Here is a 12,000-nt window from a genome sequence, read left to right on the forward strand (position 1 = left end):
TCATTCTCCTTCGGAGGGGATGGTGGTTGGGGGGAAATTGAGGTCGGTGACGACGTAATCGCCGTCGGCATCCAGTCCGCTGACCTCGGCCACGGACTCGATCCTGCGGCCGGTTCCCCGGCCGGAGATGAACGCCACCAGGTCGATCGCCTCCGCGATCAGGCGGCGCGGCACGGTGACGACGCACTCCGCGACAAGCTGCTCGATCCGGTAGAGCGCGGAGCGGGCGGAGTTGGCGTGGACGGTGGCGATGCCGCCGGGGTGGCCGGTGTTCCACGCCTTGAGCATGTCGAGCGCTTCGCCGCCCCGGACCTCGCCCACGATGATGCGATCCGGGCGCAGGCGCAGGGTGGAGCGCACAAGGTCGGCCATCGTCACGATGCCAGGCCGGGTGCGCAGCGCCACGGTATCGGATGCGGCGCATTGAAGTTCGCGCGTGTCCTCGATCAGAATGACCCGCTCATCGAGCGTCGCCATCTCGTTGAGGAGGGCGTTCGCCAGCGTGGTTTTGCCGGAACTGGTCCCGCCCGCGATCAGGATGTTCTTGCGTTCGACGACGGCCATCGACAGCGCCAGCGCGACTTCCGGGCGCATGATGCCGTCCGCCACATAGTCGATCAGGCGATGGATGCGCGCGGCGGGCTTGCGGATGGAGAAGCACGGCGCGGCCGATACCGGCGGCAACAGCCCCTCGAAGCGTTCCCCTCCCTCCGGCAGTTCGGCGCTGACGATGGGTGCGCCCGCATGGACCTCGGCACGCACATGGCTGGCGACCAGGCGGATGATGCGTTCGGCTTCGGCGGCGTCCAGCCGCGCACCGGTATCGACGCGGCCCTCTCCCAGCCGGTCGAGCCGCAGCACGCCATCGGGGTTCGCCATGATCTCGATAACCAGCGGGTCAGCCAGCGCCGCCGCAATGGTCGGCCCCATCGCCGTCCTGAGCATCGCGCGGCGGCGGCCCTGCGCCTGGGCATTGACGAAGCCGGTCATTGCGCGCCTCCGTCCTGCACGGCCTGCGCCAGCGACCCGTTGCCGGGCGCACGATCCGCACCGCGCGCCATCTGGCGGCCGATCTGGTCGATGAACTTCTGGAAGCGGTCGCGGCCAACGGCCCGCGCGGCGGCATCGGGTTCGGGAAGCTGGGCGTTGAGGCTGAACTGATAGCTGAGGAACAGCGACAGGCTTTCCAGCAGCACATCCATGTCGCGGGCAATCCGCTTCTGGTCGGCGCTGATCCGATCCAGCCGGACTTTCAGAAGATCATCGACCTCGCGCATCCCCTGCCGCCGGAAATGGGCACGCAGCGCGTCGGCAACGATGGCGGATTTGGACGTGCCGGGCTTTGCCGCCAGCGCATCGAGCCGGGCGGTCAATTCCTCGTCGAGATAGAGGTGATGGCGGGGTTTCATCGCAGCCGCCCCGTCAGAAATTCGGCAGCAGATCGTCGCCGCGATCCGTGCCCTCATTGATGCCGTAGGCGCGTTGAACGGCGGTCAGGCCGCGCAGCCGATCCATTGCCCGGCGGTCGGCCACCTCGTCGCTATCGTCGTCGGCGCCGGCCGAAATCTCCTTGTCGGGTTCCACCGGGGGCACGGCTTGTTCTTCGGGCAGGCCCGGATGGCGCTGCTGCTGGAGTCCGCCTTCGGATTCCTCGTCGAACGCCGCGCCTTCTTCCTCGGCGGCGGCCATCAGGCGGTCATGGGGACCGCGCACCTCGCCACCCCAATCGTCGGGGCGCGGATCGGGACGGTCGGCATAGGCCGCGCCGCCAGCGCCGCCGTTTCCGCCGTTGCCACCACCGGCGACACCGCCGCCGCTGTTGCCGCCGCCAAGATCGGGCGCGGGCAATATCCGCGCCATGAAATTGCGGTCCTGATAATAGCGCAGCTTCTTCGCCCGGATCGGGGCAAGCCCCGACACCAGCACCAACTCATCGCTGGCCGGAAGCTGCATCACCTCGCCGGGGGTCAGCAGCGGGCGGGCCGTCTCCTGCCGCGACACCATGACATGCGACAGCCAGGGGGCAAGCCGATGCCCGGCATAGTTGCGCTGGGCGCGCAGTTCGGTCGCGGTGCCGAGGGCATCCGAAATCCGCTTCGCCGTGCGTTCGTCGTTGGAGCTGAACGCGATGCGGACATGGCAGTTGTCCAATATGGCGTTGTTCTCGCCATAGGCTTTGCTGATCTGATTGAGGCTCTGCGCGATCAGATAGGCGCGGATGCCGTAGCCGGCCATGAAGGCGAGCGCGGTTTCAAAGAAGTCGAGCCGCCCCAGCGCCGGAAACTCGTCCAGCATCATCAAGAGCTGATGCTTGCGACTTTTCTTCGGGTCGCCTTCCAGCCGCTCGGTGAGACGGCGGCCGATCTGGTTGAGAACCAGGCGGACCAGCGGCTTGGTGCGGGAAATGTCGCTGGGCGGAATGACCAGATAGAGGCTGACCGGCGATTTGGCATCGACAAGATCGGCAATGCGCCAGTCGCAGGCCGCCGTGGTCTGCGCCACGGTAGGATCGCGGTAGAGGCCGAGGAACGACATGGCCGTGGACAGCACGCCGCTGCGTTCGTTCTCGGACTTGTTGAGGACTTCACGCGCCGCGCTGGCGACGACAGGATGGACCTGCGGATGTTCCTTGGTCCCCAAGTGATTGGTCGCCATCATTCGGCGCAGCGTGTGGGCAAACGACCGCTGGGGATCGGACAGGAAGGTGGCGACGCGGGCGAGCGTCTTTTCTTCTTCCGCGTAGAGGACATGGAGGATCGCGCCGACTAGCAGGCTGTGGGAGGTTTTCTCCCAGTGTGACCGCCGTTCCAGTGCGCCTTCGGGATCGACAAGAATATCCGCGATGTTCTGAACGTCGCGGACCTCATCCGGTCCCTTCCTGACCTCCAGCAGCGGATTGTAGCGCGCCGAACGCGGGTCGGTCGGGTTGAACAGCAGGCAATGCGAGAAGCGCGAGCGCCAGCCGGCGGTGAGTTGCCAATTTTCCCCCTTGATGTCGTGAACGACGACACTGCCGGTCCACGACAAGAGCGAGGGCACGACAAGCCCGACGCCCTTGCCGGAACGGGTCGGCGCGAACGCCATGACATGCTCCGGCCCGTCGTGCCGCAGATAGTCGCTGCCCATCCGGCCGAGGAACACGCCCGCCGCGTTGAACAGCCCGGCCTTGGCGATCTCGCCGCGCGTCGCCCAACGGGACGAACCGTAGGTCGTGACGTTGCGGTTCTGCCGCGCCCGCCAGAGCGAACCGGCTATGGCCGACGCGCAGCCGAGGAAGCCGCTGGCTCCCGCCAGCGCCCCGGCCTTGTCGAACACGTCCGGGGCATAAGCCTCGTAGTGATACCACCATGCGAATAGCTGCCACGGGCGATAGACCGGCACACCGAAGGCAATGGCCCAGGGCGCGCCAAGCTGCGCCTGATAGCCGAGCATGTGGGCGGCCCATTGGGTGGCGGCCCAGACGCCGAGAATGACGATGGCGAATACAATGAATATCTGGCCGATGAGCAGTTTGGTCGGTGTCATGTGGCTGGCTCCGACTCGCGGGCCGCGACATGCGGAGCGAGTGGAGCCAAGGCTGGATCAGGTCGGCGCTAGACAGTTATGGCGGTTAAACCCTCTCAAGCGCACCGGAGACACGTTCTCGATTGCAGAAGGGAGCCACGTTATCGGCTTTTACAGCTTTGCCCCGACATTGGCTGAATTTCCTGGCTTTCACCTAAGTGCATACGGGCGCTCACCGAGAATCCGCCTACGGGCGGCCTGTCTGTGTTGGCCCAAAGCCGTTAGTCCACTTGAATATCAGTCCGTTGATTCATATCTTCCACAACGGCCGTCTCGCCGGACCTACCGTGGGGTCAAAGCGGACAGATTCTTGAACTGGATCGACCAACATATCCGGTCGATGCGTAATCCACGGACATCGACCCAGATATGAAGGTGATCCATGACGGCCATTCCCTTGACCGATTCCGGTATCCGCAATGTTAAGCGCGCATTGCAGACCCATTTCCCTAATGACAAATCAGCGCATCTGACTGAAGCACTAGCTTCAGCCTGCGGCTTCAACACTCACGCAGCCTTGCTCACCGCGATGAAATTCGTCGACCCAGCTGATCCCGAATATGTCCTGCTTGACGAAAAAGCGTTTATCGTCCGACGGGACGCCTTGAACGTAAACAGTGCGACGGTATCTGATGTCCGTCACTTTTCTTTCGATCGTTTGCCCTATCCCGATCCCTCCGAAATCGTGAAAACGCGTTCGTTCCGCTTTCATGAAATCGACTATTCCAAGTCAATGCGGAAGCGAGCATGGCGCAACGTAATGGTCGCAGGCATTAATGCCGGTCTAGATATGCGTCTGTTTTCGGTTCGGCCGAATGATAATCGTTGGCCGGGAGCGAGCAAGGATCGGTTCACCCGCAATGAACCTTATGTGTATAGATTCTCGATCGGCTCCATTCCTGCAATAGCATCCGTCCACGATGCTGGGTTTGATGAACTTTCCATCCATGTCGCCTTGTGGCCCACATCTGATAGCGAACGCTGGGTCCGGGCAGCCAACGCGGGTTTCCATGCGGGCGAATTGTTTGCGTCGGGATGGTTGGAGCGTCGGGATGGTGCGTGGCTGCAAGTATCTTCGGACGCCGGTAATGGCTGGAACTTCGCTTGCCGTAAACATCGGCTTGACGAAGCGGCTGCTATCGAAATCCGCCCAAAGGGCTATGCCGATCGCGGGAACTTCAAGCTATAAGCATCGAGACGGGCCGCGTTCACGAAATCGACGGCCCGCTCCGCTGTCGGCCGATAGTCCAGTTGATGCTGTCGCCGCGCATGATGCCGGACACCTGTTTCTCAAGATGGCGGTCCAGCACCGGCCGCCACGGCACCAGCGTAAACTCCCGGCTCTTTTCGATCAGCGCATAGCGGCCTGACGCCAGTTCCACCGGACGGCGATAGATGCCCTCGATCCGCTCGCCCGGTTTCGCTTCGGCATAGCCCAATCCCAGTTCGTCGGAGAGCTGTCCGGCGATGCGGGTGAGTTCCCGTCGCCGCAAGGTCGCCAGCAGGTTCGCGCGGATGACGACGCGGCCCTGCTCCTCCTGCGCCAGTCCCTCGGCCACCAGCCATTGCCGCCGCCGGTCCAGCGCGTCGCGCGCTTCCCGTCCGAACCCGGCATCGCGCAAGGATTCGGAATCGCCGCCGACAAGCTGACGGTCCAGCCACGTTGCCCCATCGGTTCCAACTTGCCGATCGAGCGGCATCACGGACAGCGTATCGACGAGGACCGGCGCGGCCTTCGCCTGATGCGCCTCGAAGGCGGCGGCGCGCTCTATATGATCCGGCTCGATGATCCATGTGCCATCGGCCTCGCGCTCGACGCTGCCCATGACCCGTCGCATCGCTTCCAGACGGCGGACATGGGTTTCGGCAAAGGTCTGCGTGGCGTTGGGATCGTGGGCCAGGTGCATGTCGATCGAATAGCGCCCGCCATTGGCGGCGGCAATCTCGGCCACGGTGCGATCCGACGCGCGGGCAACAGTCGGTTTCGGCTCGATCCGCACCACCGCGCCCTGCGGCACAAAGTCCGTGGCGTCACCCTGGCCTATATCGACATAGTGGCTGCGCCCGTCGGTCGCATCGACGATCAGATAATGGCGGTCGCTATGCTCGTCGGACAGGCCGCGCTCTATCACCCGGCCGACAAGCGGGTTCATGGTCGCGGGATCGGCAATGGCATAGTCGCTGCCTGCCCGCTCCAGCCCCCGTTCGGTGAAGGCGCGCTGCATGGTGCGGATGATGTCGCCGCGCTCGCCCATGCGGCGCAGCGTGTCATCGAAGCCCTTAGCCAGTTGCCAGCGGCCCGGCGCGATCTGGTCGGCCAGGCCCAGCCGCCCCAGCTTCTGCAACCGGCCCGCGCGCAACGACTGATAGAAGGGATCGCGGTCGGTCGCCTCGACAAGTCCGTTCGCGTCCCTGTCGCGCAGCAACCGGCGGTCGATGCTGGTCAGCCGCTCCTGCCCGGTTTCGGCGCGCAGGCGTTCCTCGATCTCGATGTCCGTGCGCGGCCCCAGGTCGAGCGATAGCAGCTCGGCGGCACGCTCGCGCATCCCGTGGGTCAGATAGTCGCGGGCGATCACGAGATCCTTGCCCCGCTCATCCTTGCCGCGAACGATGACGTGCGTATGGGGATGGCCGGTGTTGAAATGATCGACGGCCACCCAATCGAGCCGGGTGCCTACGTCCTGTTCCATCTGCGCCATCAGGCGGCGGGTCAGCGATTTGAGGTCGTCATACTGGTCGCCGTCCTCCGGCGAGACGATGAAGCGGAACTGGTGCCGGTCGCCCTCCGCCCGCTCGATGAAGGCACGGCCATCGGCCTTGTCCTGCTCCGCCGAATAGAGCTGGCCCGGCTCGCCATCGCGGGTCACGCCATCGCGCTGGATATAGCGCATATGAGCGCGGGCCGCGTCCATGCCCTTCGCCTTGTCGAGCCGGACGATCCGGTTCTTGACGATCACCCGGCGCTGGCGGAACGCGGCCAGCCGATCGCGCGAAGCCAGCACGCGGCCAATGCCCGATCCCCGGCCGATGCGGCTTCCGGTGAACGTCCCCTTGCCGCGCGGTGACGCCGCGCCGCCGCGCGCCAGGTTGGTAGCTTGCAGGACGCGGTGGAGGAACTTGCGCGGCCCGCGCGCCATGCCGCCCGACCGCATCCGGCCAAGCCGAGGTTCAAGATCGTCGTCACCGGACATGGCGCGGTTCCTGAACGGCGCCGGTAACTGCCGGGCGGCGATGGAACAATGGCGCCATCGGATCGACGGATTTCTGCGGGCTTGCGGGCGGCATGGCGCCACGCGACAAGGGATAGCGCCAACGGCCGCCGAAAAAACAATGTGCAGACAACAACTTATGGAGCCGTTCGCAGAATGGCGCCATTCTTTCATCTTGCCTTAGCAGCCTATACCCTGAAACCCGCCCAAGCCGATGCTTCCCCGTTCCCGCCGCGATCACGGCAAAGGCCGGAAGCGACGCCTGCCGACGCCGCTTCCATGCTCTCGTCACTCCTCGTTCCAGCGCCGTTCCAGTTCCTCCAGCGCGGCTTCCAGTTCGGCCTTGATCTGCCGATGCTCCTTCAAATCGGCAACGCCCCGAAGCTCGGCGCGCAGTTCCTCGATATGCTGTTCCAACATCATGTTCGCCTCCTGATCTCGAAAGACGGGAGGCTGCGCCCGGTATGGAGCGGGCCGGGTCAAGGATCGCGAAGCGACCGCGCCAGCGGCGACGGGGGTGCCGATTTTGCGCCAGCAAAATTGGGGGAACCGTCGTCCTTGAGGCGGCTCGATCCATGCCGGATACTGGGCGGACTTGAGCGGATAAACTCCTCTCCCCACGCGCCGGACTTCTCATTTATTCCCCTCCCGCACCTGTCCCAGCGGTACGAACAAGGGATTCGCGGGGGTCGTTTCGGAAGGCGGCGGCGGACTTGTCGGGGCCAGTTGCGGGGCCGATTCCAAGGCGAAGAACAGCCGGGTTCCCGACAGGATCGCGGGCGGCATCGAGGGTGTGGACGGTGCCCGCGCAAGCTGGGCGATATAGCTGCGCGTCTCACCCGGAAGCGGTCTGCCGGTCCGCAAATGCTCGGCATAGCGGGCCGGTCCGGCATTATAGGCGGCGAACAGGCCGGGATATCCGAAGCGATCATACATGGCGCGTAGATAGGCCGTGCCCGCCAAGATATTGTCGCGCGGGTGGTGCGGATCGGGGCCAAGCCCATGCTGGCGGCGCAGCACGGCCCATGTGTCCGGCATCACCTGCATCAGCCCCATAGCGCCTGCATGGCTGGTGATCGGGCGGCCATTGCGGTGCGTTTGCCCGGCGCTTTCGGCCTGCATGACAGCGGCGATCCACGCCTGCGGAACGCCGAAACGCTGCGAGGCTTCGGCAATGATCGGTCGCCAGCGTTCTACCGCCGGAGACACCCGCTCGCCCGTTGGCGCGGCCTGTGCGAGCGCCCCGACAGGCAAGGCGAGCAGGAGCGAAGCCGCTGCCCAGGACGCGGCGATACGGGTCAGCGCAGCCATAGCGAGGTGGCCTTGCCGATAATGGCATCCTCATCGACCGGCCCGAAATAGCGCCCGTCGAACGAGTCAGGCGCGTCCATCAACAGGAACACGCGCCCGCCGCGCAGCAGTTCGCAGCCCTGCCACCACGGCAGCGGACGGCCCCGCCGGTCGGCGGTGCGGCGCTCCGCAATCCATCGTCCGTTGATGAAAATTTCCTGCCCCAACGCGCAAACATCGTCACCATCGCGCGCCGCGATCCGCTTCAACAGCGGCAGATTTGCAGGCAGATAGTGCCGTCGCGCAGCCAATTCGCGGACGCTGGCGGGAGTCCGAGCCAGCACCATGTCGCCAGTGCGAAGGCGCGCATAAGGATCGACGCGCCAGAAGCCGACAGGCGCGCTGACCGATGCGTTCCAGATGATGCGCGGTACGGGTCGGACGGCGAAATCCAGCACGGCTGTAACGCCCATCAGCGCAAGGCCGATGCCGCCCGCGATCAGGATCGGACGGCGACGACGGCGCAGTTGCCGGGCCAGCGGCGGTTCCCAATCGAACAGTGGCGCGGGCTTTGGGTTTGCCAATTGACGGTTGAGAGGCTTACGCATCGGAGCCTCCCTTGACTGGCGATTTCTGTCCGTTGGTGCGCGACCAGTCGTCAAGATCGTCGATGTGGTAGCGGATGAAACGGCCGTGGCGGCGATAGCGCGGCCCGATCCCTTTCCAGCGCATCTGTTCAAGCGTTCGCCAGTTAAGGCCGATATAGAAAGCAGCCTGCGCGGTATTGAGGAACGGGCTGCCTCGTCGCGCCCGCGCGGCGCGAGCGTTCGTATCGTCGTCGTCCATGTCTGATGCTCCTTGGAGCATACCAGCGAGTGCCGCCCGTATGCCCGGAGAGATTGGACGCGCCGGGGTGCGTTCGGGCAGGCCCGTTCCAGCCCCTTCCCGGATTCGGGCAATCAGCTAGGCAAAGCCCCCGCGCCGGATCGGGCGCGGGGGCATTCGGTGCCGATCAGGCGGCTTCGTTGACGATCAGCGCCAGAACATCGTCGTCATCCTGTCCGGCGGCGCGGCCGAGATTGGCGAAGATGGGCCACGGCGCGATCTGCGGATGGAAGATGCGGAGCGAGACATAGGGCCTGCCGGTTTCGCGGTTCTTCTTGATCCAGCCGCCGCCGATGTCGTTGGGGCCGCTCCAGATGCGGAAGTCGGGCTGCTTCTCCGCCCGCTTGTCGGGGTTGGGAACGATCTCGATGCCGAGCGGATTGCGGCGTCCGAGAAGGCCGATGCTACCGCGCATTTCGTTGGTTTCCGGGTTGCGCGAGACGATACCGAGAGTGGACATGGGACTTTCCTTTCCGTTGTTCGCCGGAGCCGATCCCCGGCGATGCGGGACCGTTATGGGCTGGCCGGGACGCCCGCACCCGAAGGGCCGGAGCGCAGCGGAGGACCGGGATGCGCGGCTATTTTGGAGCGAAGCGACCGCGAGGAGCCGAAGCGCAGCGAAGGCGGGGAAAATAGCCAGGCGCAGCCCGGTTGCGGGCGTCTCGGACAGCCCATAGGTCCAGCAGCAACAGCCGGGATCGGTGATCCAGCGATGCGGGAAGGATGCCGATTTCCTGCATCACGGCAGTAGGGCCGTCCCGAACCGGCGATGCGGTAGCGCAAGAGGCTGGCCGGGCGCATATCCGCGGGCACTGGATCGCCCCCCTGAAAGCGGGGACGGAAAGCCCATGCCCGCCATTCGGTAGCGGTCCCTATGACTGCGGTGCAGGATGACCCCATCGCGAAAGGGAAGCGCCGTGCCTTGTGCGCCTGCCTACCCATGATCGCGCGGCCTATCCTGCCGGTACGGCAAGCCGCTGGCACGGGACTGCAAACGCCATGCGCCGCAAGTCTGGGATGGACGGACAGCAGCCACGAAAAAGCCCCCGCGCCCGATCCGGCACGGGGGCTTGCGAGGACGCAGGAAGGGGCGGCAACGCCGCCCCTTCCATCATCATTCCGCCGCAATGGCGTAGGGGTCGGGCTGCTCGATCTCGACCGGCTGCGGCACGTTCCTGAAATGGCGCTGCACATTCTTCCACCGGCCAAGGGTGGCGAAAGGCCGCGCGGTGTAGCTGGTCGCCGGAAAGCGGAGCCATTTGGGAACCCAGCCGTCCACCTTCGGGCGGTTATTCGCGCCTGTCAGATGGTCGCGGATAATGCCCTTTTGGGTTTTGACCTTCGCGATAAGGTTGCCGTCCGCAATCCTTTTGCCGCCGACTTCGCGCAACATGGCGTTTGCCACCTGCCGGTCGCGGATAAGGTCGAAGAAAGCGTCGTCCGCCGTCCAGAGGCTCGCCATGTCAACGCCAAGGTAGTTGCCGACTGCCTCCACCACGGTGCTGCCTGTCTCCATCGTCTCGCCCATGACGATAGCCGCGACCGCGAAAACATCGGCATCGGGCAGCGCCAGCAAGCGGGCGAAGATGGCTGCGGTTCCCGCGCTCTTGCCGTTGCCGCGCGTCACGGTCGGGGCTTCAGGCGAGAAATGAAGCAAGGCCAGCGCCGCGCGCCGCTTCTCGTCAAAGCGGGTTTCCGCCGCACTCGTCTCGATGCTTTCCGTGGTGGCGTCGTCGCGCGCCTTCTGCTCCACGACGCGCACGGACCAGAGGCAAGAGCCGGTAATCGCATGGGCGACCATGAGCCGGAACGCCACGGCGGGATGATCGGCCAGCACGGCCCGCGCGGCGGCGTGGCGGTGCAAGTCGATATAGGTCTGCAAGGGGCCGGTGGTTTCCGGCTTTGCCGCCTGCGCGGCTTGGCGTTCGGCTTCGGTCGCCTCCGCCTTGGCGGCTTTCGCCGCCGCCGCTTCGGCTTTCCGGGCCTCCTTGCGTGACAAATAGCCTTCGTGGATTTCGACCGCGCCGCCCGGCTGCACGGCGATAAACACCTTGCCGCCGTTCGCCTTGGGCGTCTGTTCATGCTGGTAGGCATAGAACCATTCACCGGGTTCCAGAATCTCCACGTCCGCCCATCCGTCCGCAAGATAGGCGTCCCGCTTGGCGGCGATGGCTTCATTCTGCGCGGTCCAGAATTGTTCGGCGTCCGCGAAAAACCCGTCTTTCTCGAACAAGTCCCCGGCAATCCGGCCCTTATATTCTTCCAGCGGGAAGATCGCGGCTTTGACGGAAATCGCTTCGCCGCCGAGTAACCATTATGCCGACCGCGTAATTATGCCGAGCACACCATAGCGAAGCGCCGTTTTCCGTACATCTGTCGGCGGCACGCTCGGGATAATCCTGTCCTCCCACAACCGAGGGAGGATATATGCACAGCACGATCTCACTATTCGATTACGAGCCGCTCGAGTCGGCTACGTCGATGTCGCTCGATGCGCTTGTCGCAGAGTTCGAGGCACCTTACGCCGGCAGTTCGAACCGCCGCCACGGCTTTGCCGCCCGGCATCTGCTATTCTGGCTGAAGCTCCGCAAGATCGCCTTGGCGGACGTCGACAATGCGGTGCTGGAACGGTTCGGCAAGCATCGGTGTCGCTGTCGTCGATACCGGACTCAGCCTAATCGCGATCCATACTATATGACCATGATACGGATGTTCGTGCATTTGCTCGAGCAGCGGGGCGTAATACCGGCTCGTTGCCCGCGTGATGTCGCATCGTATTTTGCGCCATATGCCGCCCACCTCAATGGCCAAGGCTACGTCGCCAAGGTTGTTCGGCGCATGATGTTTGACGCGCGGCACTTTGCTTACTGGGTCGGCCGCAACGCCTATTGGGGCCAGATCGACCGCAGCGTCATCGAGCATTTTGCCGGTCACGAGTGCTCATGTCCACGCGCGATGCGCGGTCGCCCTGGCGATACCGCTATCGCCGTACGCCGCCGACATGCCTCCAAGTTCCTCGCGTATCTCGTCGGCCACGGCGCCATTGCATCCA

At 64.7% G+C, this 12,000-nt stretch carries 12 protein-coding genes; 1 reads left to right on the forward strand and 11 read right to left on the reverse strand.

Features of this window, described 5'->3' with window-relative positions:
- From trbB to AC2S9W_RS09155, 3 genes are read right to left on the reverse strand one after another with little or no spacing between them, the layout of a single operon-like run.
- Positions 1-990, reverse strand: a complete 990-nt coding sequence (trbB, locus tag AC2S9W_RS09145) for a P-type conjugative transfer ATPase TrbB (RefSeq protein WP_486571975.1) — start codon at positions 988-990, stop codon at positions 1-3.
- Complete coding sequence (locus tag AC2S9W_RS09150; RefSeq protein ID WP_486571976.1) at positions 987-1,409, reverse strand: ribbon-helix-helix domain-containing protein; 423 nt, start codon at positions 1,407-1,409, stop codon at positions 987-989. The genes trbB and AC2S9W_RS09150 overlap by 4 nt, the downstream gene beginning before the upstream one ends.
- Positions 1,410-1,422: 13 nt before the next feature.
- On the reverse strand, positions 1,423-3,525 hold the full coding sequence (locus AC2S9W_RS09155) for a conjugal transfer protein TraG (RefSeq protein ID WP_486571977.1): 2,103 nt from the start codon (positions 3,523-3,525) through the stop codon (positions 1,423-1,425).
- A gap of 421 nt (positions 3,526-3,946) precedes the next feature.
- Between AC2S9W_RS09155 and AC2S9W_RS09160 the strand changes: the two genes are divergently transcribed.
- Positions 3,947-4,753, forward strand: coding sequence for a hypothetical protein (locus tag AC2S9W_RS09160; protein ID WP_486571978.1), 807 nt, complete (start codon positions 3,947-3,949; stop codon positions 4,751-4,753).
- A gap of 19 nt (positions 4,754-4,772) precedes the next feature.
- Here AC2S9W_RS09160 and rlxS read toward each other — a convergent pair whose 3' ends face one another.
- The 8 genes from rlxS to AC2S9W_RS09200 form a co-directional block, all read right to left on the reverse strand.
- Complete coding sequence (gene rlxS, locus AC2S9W_RS09165; protein ID WP_486571979.1) at positions 4,773-6,755, reverse strand: relaxase/mobilization nuclease RlxS; 1,983 nt, start codon at positions 6,753-6,755, stop codon at positions 4,773-4,775.
- Between the two features lie 306 nt (positions 6,756-7,061).
- Positions 7,062-7,196, reverse strand: coding sequence for a hypothetical protein (locus AC2S9W_RS09170; protein WP_486571980.1), 135 nt, complete (start codon positions 7,194-7,196; stop codon positions 7,062-7,064).
- A 210-nt stretch (positions 7,197-7,406) separates the two neighbouring features.
- Entirely contained in the window at positions 7,407-8,084 is a 678-nt protein-coding gene (locus AC2S9W_RS09175; protein ID WP_486571981.1) for a lytic transglycosylase domain-containing protein, read from the reverse strand.
- Entirely contained in the window at positions 8,072-8,671 is a 600-nt protein-coding gene (locus tag AC2S9W_RS09180; protein ID WP_486571982.1) for a S26 family signal peptidase, read from the reverse strand. Before AC2S9W_RS09180 ends, AC2S9W_RS09175 begins: the two co-directional genes overlap by 13 nt.
- Positions 8,664-8,909, reverse strand: coding sequence for a helix-turn-helix domain-containing protein (locus tag AC2S9W_RS09185; RefSeq protein WP_486571983.1), 246 nt, complete (start codon positions 8,907-8,909; stop codon positions 8,664-8,666). Before AC2S9W_RS09185 ends, AC2S9W_RS09180 begins: the two co-directional genes overlap by 8 nt.
- A gap of 166 nt (positions 8,910-9,075) precedes the next feature.
- Positions 9,076-9,408 (reverse strand): DUF736 domain-containing protein, encoded by a 333-nt coding sequence (locus AC2S9W_RS09190; RefSeq protein WP_486571984.1) that lies wholly within the window; start codon positions 9,406-9,408, stop codon positions 9,076-9,078.
- Positions 9,409-10,062: 654 nt separating this feature from the next.
- A complete protein-coding gene (locus tag AC2S9W_RS09195; RefSeq protein ID WP_486571985.1) occupies positions 10,063-11,181 on the reverse strand; it encodes a chromosome partitioning protein ParB in 1,119 nt (372 codons plus the stop codon).
- 335 nt (positions 11,182-11,516) lie between these two features.
- Positions 11,517-11,882 (reverse strand): hypothetical protein, encoded by a 366-nt coding sequence (locus tag AC2S9W_RS09200; RefSeq protein WP_486570907.1) that lies wholly within the window; start codon positions 11,880-11,882, stop codon positions 11,517-11,519.
- Positions 11,883-12,000: the final 118 nt, after the last annotated feature.

Source organism: Sphingopyxis sp. 550B (genome assembly GCF_057401805.1).

What these genes read in the sequence shown, in the direction of transcription:
- rlxS (WP_486571979.1), bottom strand. Translation starts at nt 6,755, where the DNA reads ATGTCCGGTGACGACGATCTTGAACCTCGGCTTGGCCGGATGCGGTCG.
- AC2S9W_RS09180 (WP_486571982.1), bottom strand. Translation starts at nt 8,671, where the DNA reads ATGCGTAAGCCTCTCAACCGTCAATTGGCAAACCCAAAGCCCGCGCCA.
- AC2S9W_RS09160 (WP_486571978.1), top strand. Translation starts at nt 3,947, where the DNA reads ATGACGGCCATTCCCTTGACCGATTCCGGTATCCGCAATGTTAAGCGC.
- trbB (WP_486571975.1), bottom strand. Translation starts at nt 990, where the DNA reads ATGACCGGCTTCGTCAATGCCCAGGCGCAGGGCCGCCGCCGCGCGATG.
- AC2S9W_RS09155 (WP_486571977.1), bottom strand. Translation starts at nt 3,525, where the DNA reads ATGACACCGACCAAACTGCTCATCGGCCAGATATTCATTGTATTCGCC.
- AC2S9W_RS09185 (WP_486571983.1), bottom strand. Translation starts at nt 8,909, where the DNA reads ATGGACGACGACGATACGAACGCTCGCGCCGCGCGGGCGCGACGAGGC.
- AC2S9W_RS09190 (WP_486571984.1), bottom strand. Translation starts at nt 9,408, where the DNA reads ATGTCCACTCTCGGTATCGTCTCGCGCAACCCGGAAACCAACGAAATG.
- AC2S9W_RS09150 (WP_486571976.1), bottom strand. Translation starts at nt 1,409, where the DNA reads ATGAAACCCCGCCATCACCTCTATCTCGACGAGGAATTGACCGCCCGG.
- AC2S9W_RS09175 (WP_486571981.1), bottom strand. Translation starts at nt 8,084, where the DNA reads ATGGCTGCGCTGACCCGTATCGCCGCGTCCTGGGCAGCGGCTTCGCTC.
- AC2S9W_RS09170 (WP_486571980.1), bottom strand. Translation starts at nt 7,196, where the DNA reads ATGATGTTGGAACAGCATATCGAGGAACTGCGCGCCGAGCTTCGGGGC.